Origin of the sequence: Microbacterium indicum DSM 19969 (genome assembly GCF_000422385.1) — a bacterium.
Taxonomy (GTDB): Bacteria; Actinomycetota; Actinomycetes; order Actinomycetales; family Microbacteriaceae; genus Microbacterium; species Microbacterium indicum.
Map to the genome: position 1 here is coordinate 15,336 of NZ_AULR01000013.1, position 20,420 is coordinate 35,755.

Annotated in this window: 16 protein-coding genes; 5 read left to right on the forward strand and 11 right to left on the reverse strand. The window is 71.7% G+C overall.

Annotated elements, in window-relative coordinates; genetic code table 11:
* Positions 1-8 precede the first annotated feature (8 nt).
* From H576_RS0109615 to H576_RS0109635, 5 genes are all read right to left on the reverse strand, one after another.
* Positions 9-1,799, reverse strand: coding sequence for a peptidoglycan D,D-transpeptidase FtsI family protein (locus tag H576_RS0109615; RefSeq protein WP_029150769.1), 1,791 nt, complete (start codon positions 1,797-1,799; stop codon positions 9-11).
* Between the two features lie 40 nt (positions 1,800-1,839).
* The gene (gene ftsL, locus H576_RS0109620) at positions 1,840-2,427 is read right to left on the reverse strand and encodes a cell division protein FtsL (protein ID WP_029150770.1); all 588 of its coding nucleotides are present in this window, start codon (positions 2,425-2,427) and stop codon (positions 1,840-1,842) included.
* Positions 2,424-3,377: a 16S rRNA (cytosine(1402)-N(4))-methyltransferase RsmH gene (gene rsmH, locus H576_RS0109625; protein ID WP_029150771.1), complete on the reverse strand. Its 954-nt coding sequence runs from the start codon at positions 3,375-3,377 to the stop codon at positions 2,424-2,426. Before rsmH ends, ftsL begins: the two co-directional genes overlap by 4 nt.
* 119 nt (positions 3,378-3,496) lie before the next feature.
* A complete protein-coding gene (mraZ, locus tag H576_RS0109630; protein WP_029150772.1) occupies positions 3,497-3,928 on the reverse strand; it encodes a division/cell wall cluster transcriptional repressor MraZ in 432 nt (143 codons plus the stop codon).
* Between the two features lie 244 nt (positions 3,929-4,172).
* On the reverse strand, positions 4,173-4,598 hold the full coding sequence (locus H576_RS0109635; protein ID WP_342664881.1) for a DUF3040 domain-containing protein: 426 nt from the start codon (positions 4,596-4,598) through the stop codon (positions 4,173-4,175).
* A gap of 33 nt (positions 4,599-4,631) precedes the next feature.
* On the opposite strand from H576_RS0109635, the gene H576_RS0109640 reads away from it, so the two are divergent.
* Entirely contained in the window at positions 4,632-5,735 is a 1,104-nt protein-coding gene (locus H576_RS0109640; protein ID WP_029150774.1) for a polyprenyl synthetase family protein, read from the forward strand.
* Positions 5,736-5,738: 3 nt separating this feature from the next.
* Here the strand turns inward: H576_RS0109640 and H576_RS0109645 are convergent, their stop codons facing one another.
* Positions 5,739-6,083 carry an Rv2175c family DNA-binding protein gene (locus H576_RS0109645; RefSeq protein WP_029150775.1) on the reverse strand — a complete coding sequence of 115 codons (345 nt, stop codon included), beginning with the start codon at positions 6,081-6,083 and terminating at the stop codon, positions 5,739-5,741.
* A gap of 157 nt (positions 6,084-6,240) precedes the next feature.
* Between H576_RS0109645 and H576_RS0109650 the strand changes: the two genes are divergently transcribed.
* Entirely contained in the window at positions 6,241-7,539 is a 1,299-nt protein-coding gene (locus H576_RS0109650; RefSeq protein ID WP_051172552.1) for a LysM peptidoglycan-binding domain-containing protein, read from the forward strand.
* A gap of 41 nt (positions 7,540-7,580) precedes the next feature.
* Complete coding sequence (gene pknB, locus H576_RS0109655; RefSeq protein ID WP_029150777.1) at positions 7,581-9,599, forward strand: Stk1 family PASTA domain-containing Ser/Thr kinase; 2,019 nt, start codon at positions 7,581-7,583, stop codon at positions 9,597-9,599.
* A 60-nt stretch (positions 9,600-9,659) separates the two neighbouring features.
* Here the strand turns inward: pknB and H576_RS0109660 are convergent, their stop codons facing one another.
* Together H576_RS0109660 and H576_RS15185 are read right to left on the reverse strand one after the other, a co-directional pair.
* Positions 9,660-10,985 (reverse strand): class II 3-deoxy-7-phosphoheptulonate synthase, encoded by a 1,326-nt coding sequence (locus H576_RS0109660; RefSeq protein ID WP_029150778.1) that lies wholly within the window; start codon positions 10,983-10,985, stop codon positions 9,660-9,662.
* A gap of 41 nt (positions 10,986-11,026) precedes the next feature.
* A complete protein-coding gene (locus tag H576_RS15185) occupies positions 11,027-11,713 on the reverse strand; it encodes a lysophospholipid acyltransferase family protein (protein WP_051172554.1) in 687 nt (228 codons plus the stop codon).
* 141 nt (positions 11,714-11,854) lie between these two features.
* Here H576_RS15185 and H576_RS0109670 point away from each other — a divergent pair, with 141 nt between their 5' ends.
* Complete coding sequence (locus H576_RS0109670) at positions 11,855-13,687, forward strand: AMP-dependent synthetase/ligase (RefSeq protein WP_029150779.1); 1,833 nt, start codon at positions 11,855-11,857, stop codon at positions 13,685-13,687.
* A gap of 22 nt (positions 13,688-13,709) precedes the next feature.
* Here H576_RS0109670 and def read toward each other — a convergent pair whose 3' ends face one another.
* The 3 genes from def to H576_RS0109685 form a co-directional block, all read right to left on the reverse strand.
* Positions 13,710-14,201 carry a peptide deformylase gene (gene def / locus H576_RS0109675; RefSeq protein ID WP_029150780.1) on the reverse strand — a complete coding sequence of 164 codons (492 nt, stop codon included), beginning with the start codon at positions 14,199-14,201 and terminating at the stop codon, positions 13,710-13,712.
* Positions 14,198-16,042, reverse strand: a complete 1,845-nt coding sequence (locus H576_RS15190) for a MinD/ParA family ATP-binding protein (RefSeq protein ID WP_051172558.1) — start codon at positions 16,040-16,042, stop codon at positions 14,198-14,200. Before H576_RS15190 ends, def begins: the two co-directional genes overlap by 4 nt.
* Positions 16,043-16,108: 66 nt before the next feature.
* A complete protein-coding gene (locus H576_RS0109685; RefSeq protein WP_029150781.1) occupies positions 16,109-19,516 on the reverse strand; it encodes a pyruvate carboxylase in 3,408 nt (1,135 codons plus the stop codon).
* 81 nt (positions 19,517-19,597) lie between these two features.
* Between H576_RS0109685 and H576_RS0109690 the strand changes: the two genes are divergently transcribed.
* Positions 19,598-20,416 carry a ParA family protein gene (locus H576_RS0109690; RefSeq protein ID WP_029150782.1) on the forward strand — a complete coding sequence of 273 codons (819 nt, stop codon included), beginning with the start codon at positions 19,598-19,600 and terminating at the stop codon, positions 20,414-20,416.
* Positions 20,417-20,420 lie beyond the last annotated feature (4 nt).

The following is a 20,420-nucleotide window of genomic DNA, read 5'->3' on the forward strand; positions in this document are numbered from 1 at the left end:
TGTGCGCGTCACTCGGCGAACTTGGGCAGCGGTTCGAACTCGCTGGTCGATGGCTGCACTCGGTATGTCTTGAGCACCTGCGTCATCGCCTTCACGAAGGCGGGCGCGTTGGCCGACGACGACGTTACCCGCTTGGGCTCGTCGAGCGTCACCATGACGATGTACTGGGGGTCGTCGGCGGGCGCGATGCCGATGAGGCTCGTGTAGTAGAGGCCGGCCTTGTAGTTGCCGTTGCCGTCGGTCTTCTGCGCCGTTCCGGTCTTGGCCGCGATGCGGTAGCCGGGGATCTGGATCTGGTCGGATACCGACCCGAAGTCGGCGACGCCCTCGAGGAGCTGCATCGTCTCGCCCGCGGCCTTCTCGCTGATGACCTGCTGCGATTCGGGGAGATCGGGCGAGGTCGTGTCGCCGTCGGCGTCGGTGCAGCCCTCGACGATGTGGAGCGGCTCGCTCTTCCCGCCGTTCGCGATCGTCTGGTAGGCGTTCACGACTTGCGGCATCGTGACGGTGAAGCCCTGGCCGAACGCCGTCGCGTACTTGGTCTGGTTGTCCCACTCGCTCGGCTCGCGGAGGACCCCCGACTCCTCGCCGAGGAAGCCGACCGACGACTGCTCGCCGACGCCGAACTTCTTGAGGTAGTCGTATCGCGTCTGGTCGCTCACGAGCGCGCTGATCTTCGACAGCGCGACGTTCGACGAGTCGATCATGGCCCCCGCGAGCGTGTAGTCGTACGACGGGTGCGAGAACGAGTCGCCCACGACGGCGCCGTTGTCGAGCGTCTCGTGGCCCGACGCCGTGACCTCAGTGAGGGGGGTCGCCGCGCCCTGATCGAGGACCGTCGCCGACGTGATCGCCTTGAAGGTGGATCCGGGCTCAAACGTGTTCGTGAAGATGCGCGATCCGCGGTTCGCCTCGTCGGTCGCCGTCGGGTCGTTGGGGTCGACGGTCGGGTACTCGACGGCGGCCTTGACGGCGCCCGTTCCGACCTCGACGACCATGATCTGGCCCGAGTTCGCCTGCTGCGTCTCGACCTCCTCCTTGAGCATCTGGAGGAGATACCAGCTGAGGTCGGTGTCGATCGTGAGCTGGAGGGTCCCGCCGTCGACCGCGGGGGTCTCCTGCGTCGTGCCGGGGATCCGGACGCCGCCGTCACCCGAGGTCTGGTAGCTGATCTCGCCGTCGGTCGGGTCGAGGCACGAGTTCTCCATGAGCTCGTAGCCCGCGAGGCCCTCGCCGTCGGATCCCGTGAAGCCCACGAGGTTGCCCCCGACGGCGCCGTTCGGGTAGACCCGCGATGTGTTCGACGTGATCGAGAGCATCGGGGCGTCGAGGTCGAGGAGCTCGCGGTACTGCGCCGTCGAGATCCCGTCGATGAGCTTCGCCCACCGGGCGTCGGGGTTCGACGCGAGCGCGTCGGTCGCGACCTTCTCGACGTCGGCGCCGGACATGCCGACGACCGAGCCGATGCGCTCGGCGAGGTGGCCCCAGGTCTCGACGTACTTCTCGCCGGCGTCGTCGTAGCGGTCGACGTCCTTCGCGAGGCCCGGGTCGAGCGCGACGTCGTAGTCGACGCTGCTGCTCGCGAGCACCGTTCCGTTCGCGTCGACGATGGATCCGCGCACGCCCGCGATCGTCGACGAGCTGCTGAAGGCGAGGTCCATCGACTCCTGGACGTGCTCCTTGGCGCTCACGACCTGGATGTCGAAGAGCCGCACGACGAACGAGACGAGGACGATCATCACGACGACGACGGCGATGCCGGTGCGGCGCCTGGCCGATCGACGGGTCCGAGCGATCATGCGGCTCCTCGGTGTCGGGCGCCGGACGGCGCGGTGGTGGTCAGTGGGTCGACGGCGACGGGAGGCCGCTGTCGATCGGCGGCGCGGCCGGGATCTCGTCCGGCACCGCGTCGGCGGCACCATCGTCGCCCGAGATCGTCTCCTGCTCGTCGGTCACGAGCGGCGTGTTCGCGATCAGCTCGTTCGCCGCCGCGTTGCCCGCCCCGACGTTGACGGTCGAGACGTCGCCCGCGGCCGCGCCCGAGCCCGTCACGGCGCCGTCGCTGAGCCGCAGATAGCTCGGCGTCTCGTCGATGACCATGCCGAGCGCCGTCGCGTTGGCCGCGAGGTACTGGGGCGACGACAGCCCCGCGAGCCCGTCGCTCAGCTCCTGCTTGTCGAGCGTGAGCTGCTTCTGGTCGGACTGCACGGCCGCGAGGTCGTACGAGCTCTGCGTCGTGAGGATCGAGAGGCCGAGCTGCGCCGCCGCGATGAGCCCGGCCCCCGCGACCGCCACGATCGCGTAGGCGAGGCGCGGCTTGCGGCGCTTCGCGGGCGGCGCGTCGAGGGCGCGCAGCGGGCGGGAGGACCGGCCGGGACGGGCCGCGGGCTCGTCGAACGGCAGCAGGTCGGCATCTGCGAGGCTCATGCGTCGCTCCTGACTCTCTCGATCGCGCGCAGGCGCACGGGCTTCGCTCGGGGGTTGCGTTCGGCCTCCTCAGCCGACGCCTGCTCGGCGCCGCGCACGAGGAGCCGGAACTTCGGCTGGTGCTCGGGGAGTTCGACGGGGAGACCGGCGGGAGCCGTCGAGCGGGTCGCCTCGGCGAACAGCCGCTTGATGAAGCGGTCCTCGAGGGACTGGTAACTGAGGACCACGAGCCGCCCCCCGACCGCGAGGGCCTCGAGCGCGGCGGGGATCGCGCGTTCGAGGGCGGCGAGCTCGCCGTTGACCTCGATGCGCAGGGCCTGGAAGACGCGCTTGGCGGGGTGCCCCGCGTTCATGAGCGCCGCGGGCGTCGCACGCTGGAGGACGTCGACGAGCTGGCCCGTGCGGGTGATCGCCGTGCGGCCGCGCTCGTCGATGATCGCGCGGGCGTAGCGCCCGGCGAGCTTCTCCTCGCCGTAGCGCTCGAAGATCCGCCGGAGGTCGCCCTCGCCGTAGGTCGCGACGACGTCGGCCGCCGTCTGGCCCGCGCTCTGGTCCATGCGCATGTCGAGCGGCGCGTCCTGCGCGTAGGCGAATCCGCGATCGGCCTCGTCGAGCTGCAGAGACGAGACGCCGAGGTCGTAGAGGATCCCGTCGGCGTGGTCGATGCCGAGGCCCTCGAGCGCGCCGAGGATCCCGTCGTAGACGGTGTGGACGAGGTCGATCCGCGCGGCGAACGGCTCGAGCCGCTCCCCCGCGATCGCGAGGGCCTGCGTGTCGCGGTCGAGGCCCACGAGGTGCGCCTCGGGGCAGCGCGTGAGGAAGGCCTCGGCGTGGCCGCCCATGCCGAGCGTGCCGTCGACGTAGACCGCACCGGGCTTCTCGAGGGCGGGGCCGATGAGCTCGAGGCAGCGCTCGAGCATCACGGGGACGTGGATGTCGCGGAGGTTCATGATGCGTCCGGGTCGTGGTTCTTCGTGGAGGGGAGATCCGGAGGCTCCGATCCCCATCCGCGCGACCTGTCACCGGGGAAGTGGCGACAGGGTCGCGGCTGGGCGTCGGAACCGCCGGGTCAGAAGAGGCCCGGGATCACCTCCTCCTGCATCTCGGAGAACGACTCCTCGGTGCTCTCGAGGTAGGCGTTCCACGCCGCCGCGTCCCAGATCTCGGCGTGTGCGCCGACGCCCGTGACGACGAGCTCCTTCGAGAGCCCCGCGTACTCACGCAGGGGCTGCGGGATCGTCACGCGGTTCTGTCCGTCGGGTGTCTCGGCGCTCGCACCCGAGAGGAAGAGGCGCATGAAGTTGCGGGCGTCCTTGTTGCTCAGGGGGGCCTGGCGGATCCGCTCGTGCACCTGCTCGAACTCGGAGGTCGAGAACACGTAGAGGCAGCGCTCCTGACCGCGCGTCACGACGACGCCGCCGGCGAGCTCCTCGCGGAACTTGGCCGGGAGGATGACGCGGCCTTTGTCGTCGAGCTTCGGTGTGTGCGTGCCCAGCAGCATCGGCCATTCACCCCCTCAGTGATCAGCCCTTTCCGGATACGCCCCACATTACTCCACTTCCCCCCACGAACAAGGGAAAATTGCGATTCGATCACGAAGAACGCCCGCGAGGTCCCCGAAAACACAGGGATCCCGGGCGGTGGAGGAAGGTGGGGGGCCAGGGGTGGAGGACGCGGCGTGTCGGTCCGAGACGCAGAAAAGCGCCGCCCCGAGGGGCGGCGCTTCCGAGAGAGGGTGCTGCGGGCTACTGGCCCTGCTGGCGGCGATCCCACCTGTCGTTCATGCGGTCCATGAAGGAGTCGTTCGACGGCGCCGAGGGGCGGGGCGAGCGCGGCTCGCCGCCCGAGCGCGGGGCCTGCGAGCCGCGGCCCGGCGCGAAGGCGATGATCGCGCCCGCGACCATCGCGGCGAATCCGACGACGCCCACGATCACGGCGACGACGACCTGGAGACCCCAGAGCATGATCCCGGCGAGGACGCCGACGAGGCCCACGATGACGAGGAGCACCCCGACCAGCATGTTGCGGTAGCTGAATGAGCGAGGCGCGCCAGGGTGAACGACATCGGCGTCGTTGTGCATGAGCTGACGCTCCATCTCATCGAGAAGTCGTTGCTCTTGCTCGGAGAGTGGCATCGGGATCCCCCTTGGGTGGGTAGAGACGCTTCCCATTCTAGGGCCGCCTGCGCCACCTAGGCTAGGTGCGTGCCGACCGCTCCCGAGATCATCACAGCCATCTCCCGGCGCCTGGAGAACTTCTCGGCCGAACGCGAGCGCGAGATCGCGGGCGACCCGATCTTCGCGGCCGACGCGCCGATCGATCCCGTCGCGCGCCTCCTCCTCGAGCGGGCGCGCGAGGCGCTCGCGGGAGGCAAGCGGCTGCGCGCGCGATTCGCGGCGCAGGGGTGGCGCGCCGCGACGGGCGGATCCGAGCTGCCGGCGCACGTCATCGACCTCGGCGCCGCCCTCGAGGTCTTCCAGGCGGCGGCCCTCGTGCACGACGACCTCGTCGACAACTCCGACACGCGCCGCGGGCGCCCCGCGACGCATCGGGCGTTCGAGGCCGCGCACCGCGAGGCGGGGTGGATCGGCGACGCGGCCGAGTTCGGCCGCTCGGCCGCGATCCTCCTGGGGGACCTCCTCCTCGGATGGAGCGACGACCTCCTCGAGACCGCGCTCCTCCGCACCCCCGGCACCGCCGCGGCGACGCGCGCCGACTACGCGCGCATGCGGCGCGACGTGATCCTCGGACAGCTCCTCGACGTGGCCGAGGAGTCGTCGTGGCCGACGCTCCCCGACGCGACGCACGCCGAGCGCGCGCTGCGGATCGCGACGCTGAAGTCGGCGCGGTACAGCGTGCAGCAGCCGCTGATCCTCGGCGCGTCGATCGGCGGGGCCTCCCCCGCGCTCCGATCGACGCTCCTCGCGTTCGGCCACCCCGTCGGGCTCGCCTTCCAGCTGCGCGACGACGAGCTCGGCGTCTTCGGCGACCCCGAGATCACGGGGAAGCCGGCGGGCGACGACCTGCGCGAGGGGAAGCGCACCCTCCTGATCGCGTACGCCCGCGAGGGCATGGGATCCGACGACCGCGCCCGGATCGACGAGCGGCTCGGTGCGCCCGACCTCTCGGCGGGCGAGATCGCCGCGATGCAGGACGCGATCCGGTCCTCCGGCGCGCTCGACCGCGTCGAGGAGGAGATCGCACGCTGCGCCGCCGAGGCCGCGCAGGCCCTCGACGCGGGAGACGCGGGGGCCGCCGACGCGGAGCTGCGCGTGCTCATCTCCGACGCCACGCGGCGCCGGGCGTAGCCGCTACGCGAGCGTCTGCGCGACGCGACGCACCTCGGCCTTGCGGCCCGCGAGAAGCGACTCGATGGGGGCGTTGCCGAGCGACTCCTCGACGCGGAACAGCCAGTCGATGATCTCCTCGTCGGAGAACCCGACGTCCTGGAGCACGATCACGGTGCCGCGGAGCGACGACAGGGGGCGCGAGCCGTCGAGGAACGCCGCCGGCATCTTCTGCACGCCGTCGCGTCTGACCGCGATGAGCGCGCGCTCGTCGAGGAGCCGACGGACGCGGCTGATGGTCTCGCCGAGCCGCTCTGCGACGTCGGGAAGGGCCAGCCACTCGATCGATTCGGTCACGTCGTCGCTCATCCCCCGATTCTGTCACGGCGGGGATCCGAACGCCCTCGGTTTTCACATGCGCAACACGCGCAACAGTGGATGACACCAATTGACAGCGTTATCCGTCCGTGACACTCTGAGCCACGTCGATGTGTGTGATCGACACGATCCCGGAGGGGGAATCCGAGTGACCAAGACGACGCAGCCCACCGCTGTCCCGCGCGCAGCCGCCGTGCCCATCGCGATCTCGGGCGCCCTCGCGCTCACGCTGGGCGCGGCGCCGGCCTTCGCCGCCGACGACGCCCCGCGCGCGGCCGACGCGAAGCGCGCGGGCTCTCCCCTGCGGCTCGTCTCGGCGAGCGCCCCCGTGCAGCCCGCGACGGCCGAGGTCGAGACGGGGTACGCCTCGGGCGCGTCGGGATCCTCTCCGACCTACACGGTGCAGGAGGGCGACACCGCGACGGGCATCGCGATCCGCCAGGGCCTGCGCACCGTCGACCTCCTCTCCTGGAACGGCCTGTCGTGGTCGAGCACCATCTACCCGGGCCAGGAGCTCACGCTCCGCGCGCCGGGATCCGGGTCCGCCGACGCGCAGCCCGCGTCGAGCGCAGGCGCCGCCTCCTCGGGCGCGACGGGATCCGCGACGAACCACACCGTGGCGGCCGGCGAGACCCTGTGGTCGATCAGCCAGAAGTACGGCACGACCGTCGCGGCCCTGACCTCGGCGAACGACCTCGGGGCGAACGCCCTGATCTTCCCGGGCCAGGAGCTCTCGCTCACGGCCTCGAGCGGGCACGCGGCGACCCCGGCCGCGGCCGTCGCGACCCCGGCCGCGTCGACGGGCTCCTCGTCGTCCTCCGGTTCCGTGACGGTCGCGGCGGGTGACACGCTCTGGGCGATCGCCGCCGCGCACGACCTCTCGGTCGACGAGCTGCTCTCGATCAACTCCCTGAGCGCGTCGTCGATCATCTACCCGGGCCAGAGCCTCACGGTCGCGAAGCCGCAGGCCGCGCCCGCGTCGACGTCTTCGTCGGGTTCGAGCTCGTCGGGTTCGATCTACGACAGCTCGACCTACGACCTCTCGGCGAGCCTCAACGCGCCCCAGGCCGAGAACGCGGCCCTGATCATCGGCGTCGGCCGATCGGTCGGCGCGTCCGACACCGCCATCGCGATCGCGCTCGCGACCGCGATGGTCGAGTCGGGCCTGCGCAACCTCGACCACGGCGACCGCGACTCGGTCGGCCTGTTCCAGCAGCGCCCGAGCCAGGGATGGGGCGAGGCCGAGCAGCTCAACGACCGGGGGTACGCGACGCGCGTCTTCTTCCAGGGGTCGGACGACGGATCGGCCCGCGGCCTCTACGACATCTCGGGCTGGGACTCGATGTCCTTCGGCGAGGCGGCGCAGGCCGTGCAGATCTCGGCGTTCCCCGACCGCTACGACCGCTGGCGCTCCGCGGCGTACGGCTGGCTCGCCACCTACGGGTGAGCCTGCGGGTTCCTCAGACGAGGCTTCCCTAGAATCGATCCGTGCCGACTCGATCTCCCGCCGACCCGCTCATCGGGCGGCTCGTCGACGGCCGGTACCGGGTTCGCGAGCGCGTCGCGCGCGGCGGCATGGCCACCGTGTACGTCGCGACGGACCTGCGCCTCGAGCGCCGCATCGCCCTGAAGGTGATGCACCACCACCTGAGCGATGACGAGCGGTTCCAGTCGCGCTTCATCCAGGAGGCGCGCGCGGCGGCCCGCCTGAGCGACCCCAACGTCGTGAGCGTCTTCGACCAGGGGCAGGACGACGACATCGCGTACCTTGTGATGGAGTACCTGCCGGGGGTCACGCTGCGCGACCTCATCGCCGAGCACGGGCGCCTCACGACGGCGCAGACGATCACGATCATGCACGCCGTGCTCTCGGGTCTCGCCTCGGCGCACCGCGCGGGGTTCATCCACCGCGACGTCAAGCCCGAGAACGTGCTCCTCGCCGACGACGGGCGCATCAAGATCGGCGACTTCGGGCTCGCCCGCGCGACGTCGGCCAACACGGCGACGGGGCAGCAGCTCCTCGGCACGATCGCCTATCTCGCGCCCGAGCTCGTGACGCAGGGCTCCGCCGACGCGCGCACCGACATCTACGCGCTCGGCATCATGCTGTACGAGATGCTCGCGGGCGAGCAGCCCTACCAGGGCGAGCAGCCCATGCAGATCGCGTATCAGCACGCGACCGAGCAGGTGCCCCGCCCGAGCATCAAGAACCCCGGCGTTCCCGAGCCGCTCGACGAGCTCGTGCTCTGGTCGACCGAGCGCGAGCCCGACGAGCGGCCCGACGACGCGCAGGCGATGCTCGACAGGCTCGTCGAGATCGAGCACGAGCTCGGGATCCTCCCCCGCCCGCCGCGCGGCACGGGCCCGGGCGGCGTGCCCCACGACACGGGCGACCTCACGGGCGGCGAGACGAAGCTCCTCCCGCCGCAGGCCGCCCTCCTCCCCACGGGCGCGACGAGCGTTCTCGCTCCGACCTCGCCCGTCGCCGACCTCGCCTCCCCCGCCGCGCTCGGCGGAGAGAACGCCGAGCGCCTCGCGCGCGCGACCCGGCGACGCAGCGCGCGCGGCTGGGTCGCGGCGATCATCGCGTTCGTCCTCGTCGTCGCGGCGGGCACGACGGGCTGGTGGTTCGGATCCGGCCCCGGCTCGATGGTCCTCATCCCCGCGTTCGCGGCGACGACCTCCTTCGACGACGCCTCGGCCGAGCTCGCCGGCCTCGACCTGCTCGCCGACCAGCGCAGCGCGTCGAGCCTCGACGTGCCGAGCGGGCAGCTGATCTCGACCGATCCGGGGTCGGGCGACCGGGTGTACCCGGGCGACACCGTGACCCTCACCTACTCGACCGGTCCGGCCGAGGTGACCCTCGACTCGATGCGCGGCATGACGGCCGACGACGTCGAGGCGTACGCGACCGACGCCGTGCTCGAGGTCGCGGGCGACCCGGCGCAGCGCTTCGACGCGAGCGACGCCGGGACCGTCATCGGGATCTCGGTGACCTCGCGCGACGGCGGCGACCCCTATGCCTGCTTCGACGGCTGCACGGCGCACCAGGGCGACACGCTCTCGATGACGCTCTCGGCCGGCCCGGTCCCCGACGTGCAGAACGTGTCGATCGACGAGGCGCGCACCCGCCTCACGGACGCGGGCCTCCAGGTCGCCGACGAGACCCAGCAGCAGTACGACGAGACGATCGGCGCGGGGTTCGCGATCGGCCTGTCCGGCGTCACCGCCGACACGGTCCTCTCTCCCGGCGACTCCGTCACCCTCATCGAGTCGCTGGGGCCGCAGCCCGTCGCCGTCCCCGACGTCGTCGGCATGACCCGCGACGACGCCGTCGCGACGCTCGAGGGCCTCGGCTTCGACGTCAGCTACTCGGGCCTGCTCAACGCGCTCCCCGGCGCGTGGGTCGTCGTCTCGTCGACCGATCCGGCCGCCGCCGAGATGCGGGTCCCCGCGCAGACGACCGTGACCCTCAGCCTCACGCTGTCGGGCCCGATCAGCGGCTGACGCCCGCCGCGCGCGAAGGGGGCGCAGGATCCGCGGATCCTGCGCCCCCTTCCGTTCGCGTCAGCGGTTCTCGAGCTCCGCCGCGACGAGGAACGCCAGCTCGAGCGACTGCATGTGGTTGAGGCGCGGGTCGACGAGCGACTCGTAGCGCGTCGCGAGCGCCTCCTCGTCGATCTCGTCGGATCCGCCGAGGCACTCGGTCACGTCGTCGCCCGTGAGCTCGACGTGCACGCCGCCCGGGATCGTGCCGACGGCGCGGTGCGCCTCGAAGAAGCCGCGCACCTCGTCGATGATGTCGTCGAAGCGGCGCGTCTTGTAGCCATTGGGCGTCGTGATGCCGTTGCCGTGCATGGGATCGGTGACCCACAGGGGCTGCGCGCCCGCGTCCTTCACGGCCTCGAGGAGCGGCGGGAGGGCCTCACGGATCCGCCCGGCGCCCATGCGCGTGATGAAGGTCAGGCGCCCGGGCTCGCGCTCGGGGTCGAGCTTGTCGATGAGGGCGAGCGCCGTCTCGGGCGACGTCGTCGGGCCGAGCTTGACCCCGATGGGGTTGCGGATCTTCGAGAAGTAGTCGACGTGCGCGCCGTCGAGCTCGCGCGTGCGCTCGCCGATCCAGAGGAAGTGCGCCGAGGTGTTGTACACCTCGCCCGTGCGCGAGTCGACGCGCGTCAGGGGGCGCTCGTAGTCCATGAGGAGGCCCTCGTGGCCCGCGAAGAAGTCGACGCGCTTGAGCTCGTCGAAGTCGGCGCCCGCCGCGTCCATGAACTTGACGGCGCGGTCGATCTCGGACGCCATCTGGTCGTAGCGCTTGTACGCCGGGTTCTCGGCGAAGCCCTTGTTCCACGAGTGCACCTGGCGGAGGTCGGCGAAGCCGCCCTGCGTGAAGGCGCGCATGAGGTTCAGCGTGCTCGCCGACGTGTGGTACGCCCGGAGCAGGCGGTTCGGGTCGGCCGTGCGCGACGCCTCGGTGAAGTCGAAGCCGTTCACGATCTCGCCGCGGAAGGCCGGGAGAGTGACGTCGCCGCGCGTCTCGTCGTCCTTCGAGCGGGGCTTCGCGAACTGGCCCGCCATGCGGCCCATCTTGATGATCGGCATCGAGGCGCCGTAGGTCAGCACGACCGCCATCTGGAGGATGGTCTTGATCCGGTTGCGGATGTTGTCGGCCGTCGCGCCCGCGAAGGTCTCGGCGCAGTCGCCGCCCTGCAGGAGGAAGGCCTTGCCCGCGGCCGCCTGCCCGAGGCGATAGCGCATGTCGTCGACCTCACCCGCGAAGACGAGCGGCGGCAGCGCCGCCAGCTCCTTCGTCGCCAGCTCGAGCGCCGCCTGGTCGGGCCACGCCGGCTGCTGCTTGATGGGGAGTTCGCGCCACGCGTCGAGGTGCTGCATGCCTCAACACTAGTGGAGCCGGGGCGCCCCGATCCGCGCCGTCACGCGTCGACGCGCGGGGCGTCGCGGTACTTCGACGCGTAGTCGTCGAGGTACTCCTGGGCGCCGAGCTGCTGCAGCGCGACCATGATCTCGTCGGTCACGGCGCGCAGCACGAAGCGGTCGGATTCGAGCCCCGCGTACCGCGAGAAGTCGAGCGGCTCGCCGAGCACGACGCCGACCCGCATGATGCGGGGAAGCGAGGCGCCGATCGGCAGCATCTTCTCGGTGTCGACCATCACGACGGGGATCACGGGGACCTTCGCCTCGAGCGCCATGCGGGCGATGCCCGTGCGCCCCTTGTACAGCCGCCCGTCGGGGCTGCGCGTGCCCTCGGGATAGATCCCGAGCAGGTCGCCGCGCCCGATCACCTGCAGGCCCGTGTTGAGGGCGGCCTCCGACGCCGACCCGCCGGAGCGGTCGATCGGGATCATGCCCGTGCCCTTCATGAACCACTTCGTGGCCCACCCCTTGAGGCCGCGGCCCGTGAAGTACTCGTTCTTCGCGAGGAACTTCATGGGTCGGTCGATCATGAGCGGCAGGAAGACCGAGTCGATCACCGACATGTGGTTGCTCGCGAGGATCGCGGCGCCGCTCTTCGGGAGGTTCTCGGCGCCCGTGATCCAGGGGCGGAAGATCGCCTTCGCGATGGGGCCGACGACGATGTACTTGAGGATCCAGTAGAACACCGGGCGGCTCCAGACGTCGGGGACGCATGGGAGTCTAACGCGCGGGTCGCGGCGTCACGGCGCACCCGGACCGGGGAATAGACTGGCCCGAACATGCGAGCGGCGGCCCCGCCCGCGACATCCGGTGACAAAGGAGCTGCCGTGATCGAGTTCAACGCCGACCTCGTCGTCCCCATCGACCCCCAGCGCAACATCGCTGACGTGCTCGCCGATCGTGCGCGGAAGACCCCCGATCTGCCGCTCTTCGGCATCCCCGACGGCGACGGCTGGCGCGACAAGACGGCGCGGGAGTTCGAGGAGGAGGTCACGGCCCTCGCGAAGGGCTTCGTCGCGGCCGGCGTGCGACCGGGCGACAAGGTGGGCTTCCTCGCCCGCACGACCTACGAGTGGAGCCTCGTCGACTTCGCGCTCTTCTACGCGGGCGCGATCATGGTGCCCGTCTACGAGACGAGCTCCCCCGCCCAGATCCAGTGGATCCTCTCCGATTCGGGCGCCGCCTCGCTCATGGTCGAGTCGGCCGAGCGCTACGAGCGGTTCGCCGAGGTGAGCGACCAGCTGCCGCTCGTCGCCACGGTGTGGCGCATGGACGAGGGCGCTCTCGCGACCCTCGTGGAGCAGGGCGCGGGCGTCGACGACGCCGAGATCGAGCGCAGGCGCCGCCTCGCGAACGGATCCGACATCGCGACGATCATCTACACGTCGGGCTCGACGGGCCGCCCCAAGGGCTGCGTCCTGACGCACAGCAACTTCGTCGACCTCGCGCAGAACGCGGGCAGCGCGGCGCTCCGGGAGGTCGTCTCGCAGCCGGGCGCCTCGACCCTCATGTTCATCACGACGGCGCACGTCTTCGCTCGCTTCATGTCGATCTTCTACGTGCACTGGGGCATCAAGACGGGTCACGAGCCCAACACGAAGAACCTCGTGAAGGCCCTCGGGTCGTTCAAGCCGACGGTGCTGCTCGCCGTGCCGCGCGTCTTCGAGAAGGTCTACAACTCGGCCGCGCAGAAGACCGAGTCCGAGGGGAAGGGCGCGATCTTCCGCCGCGCCGCCAAGATCGGCATCGAGCACGCCCGGCGCGTGCAGGAGGGCGAGAAGGTCGGCGTCGTGCTCGGGCTGCAGTTCAAGCTCTACGACAAGCTCGTCTTCGGCAAGCTCCGCGAGCTCATGGGCGGCCGCGTCTCGTACGCCGTGTCGGGGTCCGCTCCCCTGGGCCCGCACCTCGGCTACTTCTTCCGCGGCCTCGGCGTGAAGATCCTCGAGGGCTACGGCCTGACCGAGACGACGGCCCCGGCTTCCGTCAACGTCCCCGCCCGCATCAAGGTCGGCACCGTCGGGCCCGCGCTGCCGGGCGTCGGGATCCGCATCGCCGACGACGGCGAGATCCAGGTGCGCGGCATCAACGTGTTCCGCGAGTACTGGCGCAACCCCGAGGCGACCGAGGCCGCGTTCGACGGCGACTGGTTCCGCACGGGCGACCTCGGCGCGCTCGACGACGACGGCTACCTGCGGATCACGGGCCGCAAGAAGGAGATCATCGTGACGGCGGGCGGCAAGAACGTCGCGCCGCAGATCCTCGAGGACCCCATCCGCGCGAACCCGATCGTCGGGCAGGTCGTCGTCGTCGGCGACAAGAAGCCGTTCATCTCGGCGCTCGTGACGCTCGACCCCGAGATGCTCCCGGCCTGGCTCGCGACGCACGGCGAGTCGAGCGACCTCACGCTCGAGCAGGCGGTTCACAGCCCCGCCGTCCACGCCGAGGTGCAGAAGGCGATCGACGAGGCGAACGCGCTCGTGTCGCGCGCCGAGTCGATCCGCACCTTCCGGATCCTCCCGACCGAATGGACCGAGGCGACGGGTCACCTCACCCCGAAGCTTTCGATCAAGCGCACCGAGATCCTGCGCGACTTCGCCGACGACGTCGAGGGCATCTACTCGGAGCCGAAGGACATGACCTCGACGGTCGCGATCGGCTGAGCGGCCCCGCCGCGGGTCCGGCTCAGAACCAGTCGGACTCGCGGACCTCGCGCATCGCGACGCGGCGCTCCTCGGGGGTCAGCCGCTGCAGGTAGACGACGCCGTCGAGGTGGTCGCACTCGTGCTGGAGCATCTGCGCGAACAGGCCTTCTCCCTCGAGCGTCACGGGCCGGCCGTCGACGTCGACGCCCTCGACGCGCGCGTACGGGTGGCGCAGCGCGTCGTGCCAGAGGTTCGGCACGGAGAGGCATCCCTCGCTCGTCGGCACGGCCTCGCCGCGGGTCTCGACGACCCGCGGGTTGAGGATCGCGCCGACCTGGCCGTCGACGTTGTAGCTGAACGCGCGGAGGGCGACGCCGATCTGCGGCGCCGCGACGCCGGCGCGGCCCGGGAGCTCGACCGTCTCGATGAGGTCGGCCACGAGCGCGCTCGTGCCCTCGTCGAACTCGGTGATCTCGGCGCACTTCGTCCGGAGGACGGGGTCGCCGTAGATCCGGATCTCGCGGACCGTCATGCGTTCCGGATCCCCTCGACGACGAGCGCGGCGAGCTGTCGCGCGGCGTCGCGGGTCTTCCGGTCGAGCTCGTGGAACGCGATCGTCGATCCCGTCGCGAGGCGCTCGTCGTAGGGCACGCGCACGACGTGGCGCACGCGCGACGCGAAGTGCGCCTCGAGCTCGTCCAGCCGCAGGAGCGGCGCGCCGGGCTTGTCCTGGTTGAGGACGACGACCGCCTTGCGGGCGAGCTGCTCGTGGCCGTTGGTCTCGAGCCAGGTGAGGGTCTCGGAGGCGAGCCGCGAGGCGTCGACGCTCAGGCCCGCGACGATGACGAGCTGGTCGGCCAGGTCGAGCGTCGCCCCCATGACCGAGTGCACGATGCCCGTGCCCGTGTCGGTGAGGACGATCGAGTAGTAGTGCTCGGCGATGTCGGCGACGCCGCGGTAGTCGGCGTCGCCGAAGGCCTCGGAGACGTGGGGATCCGACTCGGAGGCGAGCACGTCGAGGCGCGTCTCGTCGCGCACGACGTGGGCCGAGACGTCGCTGAAGCCCGTGATCTGGTCGTGGCTGCGCACGAGGTCGCGCACGGTCTTGCCCGACGGCTTGGCGATGCGCTCGGCGAGCGTGCCGCGGTCGGGGTTCGCGTCGACGGCGACGACGCGGTCGTCGCGCGCGTCGGCGAGCGCCATGCCGAGGAGCGCCGTCACGGTCGTCTTGCCGACGCCGCCCTTGCGGCTGAGCACGGGGACGAAACGGGCGTGGCCCGCGAGCGGCGACGCGATCCGCGCCGACAGCTCGCGCTGCTCGCGCGTCTTGCGCCCGTCGCCGAGGTTCACGAGGCCGCGCGTCGCCGAGTAGACGATGCGGCGCCACGGATCCACGGGCTCGGGCCGGCGGATCGCGCCGGTGTCGAGGAGGCGGTCGGCGGTGAGGACGTCGGCGGACTCGCGGCCGGCCGACGCCTGGACCTCGCCAGCGCGGCGCGCGGCCGGGGTCTTCTCGGGCGCCTTCGGGCCCTCGACCCGCGCGGCCGCGACGACGGCGTTCGCCGTCGTGTTCGTGACGGCGGCCGGGACGGGCTCGGGGCCGCGCAGCTCGACCTCGGCCGGGAGCGGCTCGGGCTCGACGGCCTCGGGCTCCTCCGCCGCAGGCGCCTCGTCGACGACGATGCGCTCGGGCGCGGACTCGACCTCGGGCTGCGGCTCGGAGGCGGACGACTCGGGCGCCGTGCGCTCGGCCGTCGCGTGCTCGGGAGCGGCGGGCTCGGGCTCGGCGACAGCCGGGACCGCCTCGGGCTCGAGCGCGTCGAGGAGCATCGCGTCGAGGTCGTCCTCCGCGTCGACGGGGGCGTCGTCGGAGCCGGCGTCCGGCTCGGCGTCTTCCACCGGCTCGGCGTCGTCGACCAGCTCGGCGTCGTCGACTTCCTCGGCGACCGGGGCGTCGCCGGCCTCGGGCGCGACCTCCTCGGCCTCGGGCGCGGGATCCGCGACCTCGGAACCGTCGCCCTCGTCGTCGTCATCCGCGGGTCCGGCGTCGGGCGCGGCCTCCGCGTCCTCTTCATCGTCCTCGACGAGGATCTCGCCCGTCACGACGTCGGCCTCGTCGTCGCGCGTGACGGCCTCGTCGGGCGCCACGGCGTCGCCGTCGTCGATCCCGGCGGGGCGGATCTCGTCGGCGATCACGTCTCGGTCGTCGTCCTCGCGGTCGTCGCGGTATCCGGCGGGAAGCTGCACGGCGACCTGCGACGTCACGGTGAAGTCGATGGCCGTCGTGTTGACGCTGACCTCGTCGAGCACTCCGTTGTCGTCGGACGAGGGGTTCGCGTCGTCGCGCGCGGGCGTGCTGCGATCGGCTGCCACTGGTGGTGCTCCTGGAGTTTCTGGGGGCGCGAGGCGCCGACGCGGGAACCTCCCGCCCCCGAGACTTTACTGTCCGGCGGTGACCACGAGCAAAAGATCGCCCGCATCGACCTGCTGGGTGGGGGCGATCGCGACGCGTTCGACCGTGCCGGAGACCGTGGCCGCGATCGACGCCTCCATCTTCATCGCCTCGATCGACGCGACCGCCTGTCCCGCCTCGACGACGTCGCCCGGGGCGACGCGCAGGGTCACGACGCCCGAGAACGGCGCGGCGAGGTGCCCCGGGTTCTGGCGGTCGGCCTTCTCGGCTTCGTGCGTCTCGACGTCGATCGACCTGTCGCGCACCTCGACGGGGCGCAGCTGGCCGTTGAGCGTCGTCATGACCGAGCGCATGCCCTTCTCGTCGGCGTCGCCGACCGACTCGAGGCCCACGATCAGCTCGACGCCCCTCTCGAGGTCGACGACGTGCTCGCGCCCGTGCTCGAGGCCGTAGAGGTAGTCGGCGGTGTCGAGCACCGACAGGTCGCCGTACACGCGCCGCGTCTCCTCGAACGCGGCCGTCGGCTGCGGGAAGAGCAGGCGGTTGAGGGTCGCCCGCCGCGTGGCCGAGTCGCCTCCGAGCGCCGCGAGGTCGTCGTCGCCCAGCGGGGTGATCGCGGTGTCGACGTCGCGGCCCGCGAGGATCTTCGACCGGAAGGGCTCGGGCCAGCCGCCCGGCAGCTCGCCGAGCTCCCCCGCCATGAACCCCACGACCGAGTCGGGCACGTCGTACCGCGCGGGGTGCGCCTCGAAGTCGGCGGGGTCGGCGCGCACGGCCGCGAGCTGCAGCGCGAGGTCGCCGACGACCTTCGACGACGGGGTGACCTTGGGGATCCGCCCGAGCATGCGGTTCGCGGCGGCGTACATGTCCTCGACGAGCTCGAAGTCGTCGGCGAGGCCCAGCGCGATCGCCTGCTGGCGCAGGTTCGACAGCTGCCCGCCCGGGATCTCGTGCGTGTAGACGCGCCCCGTCGGCCCCGCGAGGCCCGACTCGAAGGGCCGGTACACGCGCCGGACGGCCTCCCAGTACGGCTCGAGGTCGGCGACGGCCTGCAGGTCGAGCCCCGTGTCGCGGGCCGTGTGCGCGAGCGCCGCGACGAGCGACGACATCGCGGGCTGGCTCGTCGTTCCCGCCATCGGGGCCGAGGCGACGTCGACGGCGTCTGCGCCCGCCGCGCTCGCGGCGAGGAGCGTCGCGAGCTGCCCGCCCGCCGTGTCGTGCGTGTGCACGTGGACGGGGAGCTCGAACTCGCGCCGCAGGGCCGTGACGAGCTTCGCGGCGGCGGGCGGGCGCAGGAGCCCCGCCATGTCCTTGATCGCGAGGACGTGGGCGCCGGCGCCCACGATCTCCTCGGCGAGGCGCAGGTAGTAATCGAGCGTGTACAGGTCCTCGCTCGGGTCGGCGAGGTCGCCCGTGTAGCAGAGCGCCACCTCGGCGAGAGGGGCCCCGGCCTCGCGCACGGCGTCGATCGCGGGACGCATCTGCGCGACGTCGTTGAGCGCGTCGAAGATCCGGAAGACGTCGACGCCCGTCTCGGCGGCCTCCCGGACGAAGGCCTCGGTCACCTCGGTCGGGTACGGCGTGTACCCGACGGTGTTGCGGCCGCGCAGGAGCATCTGGATCGCGACGTTCGGGAGCGCCTCGCGCAGGCCCGCGAGGCGCTCCCACGGGTCCTCGCCGAGGAAGCGGAGCGCGACGTCGTACGTCGCGCCGCCCCAGGCCTCGACCGAGAGCAGCTGCGGCGTCGCACGCGCGACGTGCGGCGCGACCTCGAGGAGGTCCTTCGTGCGCACGCGCGTCGCGAGCAGCGACTGATGCGCGTCGCGGAACGTCGTGTCGGTGACGGCGAGCGCCTTCTGCGCACGCAGGTCGGCCGCGAAGGCCTCGGGGCCGAGCGCGAGGAGGCGCTGGCGGGAGCCGTCCGGGGCCGGCGCGTCGAGGTCGGTCGCGGGCAGCTTGTCGCGCGGCACCGCGAGGGCCGGCCGCTCGCCGAAGGGCCTGTTGACCGTGACGTCGGTCATCCAGCGGAGGATCTTCGTGCCGCGGTCCTTCGACACGCGGCCCTTGAGCAGCTCGGGGCGCTCGTCGATGAACGACGTCGACAGGTCGCCGGCGACGAACGACGGATCCTCGAGCACGGCGCGGAGGAACGGGATGTTCGTCGCGACCCCGCGGATCCGGAACTCGGCGAGCGCGCGGCGCGCACGCGCGACGGCGGCGGGGAAGTCGCGACCGCGCACCGTGAGCTTCGCCAGCATCGAGTCGAAGTACGGGGAGATCTGCGACCCGGCCGCGACGGTTCCGCCGTCGATGCGGATCCCCGCGCCGCCCGGCGACCGGTAGGTCGTGATCCGCCCCGTGTCGGGCCGGAAGCCCTGCGAGGGGTCCTCGGTCGTGATGCGCGTCTGCATCGCGGCCCCGTGGAGCCGGATCGCGTCCTGGACGAGGCCCAGGTCGGAGAGCGTCTCCCCCGAGGCGATGCGCATCTGCGTCTGCACGAGGTCGACGTCGGTGACCTCCTCGGTGACGGTGTGCTCGACCTGGATGCGCGGGTTCATCTCGATGAAGACGACCTCGCCCGCGCGCGGGCCCGTCGTCTCGAGGAGGAACTCGACGGTTCCCGCGTTCTCGTATCCGATCGAGCGCGCGAACGCGACGGCGTATCCGTGCAGCGCGCCGGCGATCTCGGGGTCGAGGTTCGGCGCCGGCGCGAGCTCGACGACCTTCTGGTGGCGGCGCTGCACCGAGCAGTCGCGCTCGAAGAGGTGGACGGTGTCGCCCGTGCCGTCGGCGAGGACCTGCACCTCGATGTGCCGGGGCCGGAGCACGGCCTGCTCGAGGAACATGCGCGCGTCGCCGAAGGCGCTGTCGGCCTCGCGCATGGCCTCCTCGAGCGCCGCGGCGAGCGCCTCACGGGTCTCGACGCGACGCATGCCGCGCCCGCCGCCACCCGCGACGGCCTTCGCAAACAGGGGGAACCCGATCTCGTCGGCCTCGGCGAGGAGGGCGTCGACGTCGTCGGTCGCGCCCGTCGAGCGGAGCACCGGCACCCCCGCCGCGATCGCGTGTTCCTTCGCGGTGACCTTGTCGCCCGCCATCTCGAGCACGGCGGCGCGCGGCCCGATGAAGGCGATCCCCCGCTCGGCGGCCTTCGCCGCGAGATCGGGGTTCTCGGAGAGGAAGCCGTAGCCGGGGTAGATCGCGTCGGCTCCCGAATCGACCGCGACGCGCACGATCTCGTCGACGTCGAGGTAGGCCTGGACGGGATGCCCCTTCTCGCCGATCTGATAGGCCTCGTCCGCCTTGAGACGGTGCAGCGAGCTGCGATCCTCCCAGGGGTAGACCGCGACCGTCTTCGCTCCGAGCTCGACCGCGGCGCGGAAGGCGCGGATCGCGATCTCCCCTCGATTCGCCACGAGGACCTTCGTGAACATGAGCCTCCCAGATCAGGGCGATCGGCGATCGCTTCGGCGGGTGCAGATCGGTCTCAGACTATTGGACGGTAGCGTAGGGGCGTGCACGTACTCAGCGTCAGTTCTCTGAAGGGCGGCGTCGGAAAGACGACGGTGACCCTGGGCCTCGCCTCCGCGGCGTTCGCTCGCGGCATCCGCACCCTCGTCGTCGACCTCGACCCGCAGTCCGACGTGTCGACGGGGCTCGACGTCCAGACCGCCGGCCGCCTCAACATCGCCGACGTGCTCGAGAATCCCAAGGAGAAGGTCGTCCGCCAGGCGATCACCTCCAGCGGGTGGACCAAGGTGCACCCCGGCACGATGGACGTGCTGCTCGGGAGCCCCTCGGCCATCAACTACGACGGCCCGCACCCCTCGGTGCGCGACGTGTGGAAGCTCGAGGAGGCGCTCGCCCTCATCGAGGACGAGTACGACCTCGTCCTCGTCGACTGCGCGCCCTCGCTCAACGCCCTGACGCGCACGGCCTGGGCCGCGAGCGACCGCGTCGCGATCATCACCGAGCCCGGCCTGTTCTCGGTCGCCGCCGCCGACCGCGCGCTGCGCGCTGTCGAGGAGATCCGCCGCGGCCTGTCCTCGCGCCTGCAGCCCCTCGGCATCGTCGTCAACCGCGTGCGCCCGCAGTCTGTCGAGCACCAGTTCCGCATCAAGGAGATGCGCGACATGTTCGGCCCGCTGGTGCTCGAGCCCCAGCTCCCCGAGCGCACCTCGCTCCAGCAGGCTCAGGGCGCCGCGAAGCCCCTGCACGTCTGGCCGGGCGAGTCGGCGCAGGAGCTTGCGGCCGACTTCGACCAGCTGCTCGACCGCGTCGTCGAGGCCGGTCACATCGACGCGCCCGAGCAGGGCGCGACGACCGCCGAGTAGCCCC

Excerpts from the sequence above, each read along its gene's own strand:
- rsmH (WP_029150771.1), bottom strand. The coding sequence starts at position 3,377 with ATGAACCTCCGCGACATCCACGTCCCCGTGATGCTCGAGCGCTGCCTC.
- H576_RS0109685 (WP_029150781.1), bottom strand. The coding sequence starts at position 19,516 with ATGTTCACGAAGGTCCTCGTGGCGAATCGAGGGGAGATCGCGATCCGC.
- H576_RS0109660 (WP_029150778.1), bottom strand. The coding sequence starts at position 10,985 with ATGCAGCACCTCGACGCGTGGCGCGAACTCCCCATCAAGCAGCAGCCG.
- H576_RS0109645 (WP_029150775.1), bottom strand. The coding sequence starts at position 6,083 with ATGAGCGACGACGTGACCGAATCGATCGAGTGGCTGGCCCTTCCCGAC.
- mraZ (WP_029150772.1), bottom strand. The coding sequence starts at position 3,928 with ATGCTGCTGGGCACGCACACACCGAAGCTCGACGACAAAGGCCGCGTC.
- ftsL (WP_029150770.1), bottom strand. The coding sequence starts at position 2,427 with ATGAGCCTCGCAGATGCCGACCTGCTGCCGTTCGACGAGCCCGCGGCC.
- def (WP_029150780.1), bottom strand. The coding sequence starts at position 14,201 with ATGACGGTCCGCGAGATCCGGATCTACGGCGACCCCGTCCTCCGGACG.
- H576_RS0109635 (WP_342664881.1), bottom strand. The coding sequence starts at position 4,598 with ATGGGAAGCGTCTCTACCCACCCAAGGGGGATCCCGATGCCACTCTCC.
- H576_RS0109615 (WP_029150769.1), bottom strand. The coding sequence starts at position 1,799 with ATGATCGCTCGGACCCGTCGATCGGCCAGGCGCCGCACCGGCATCGCC.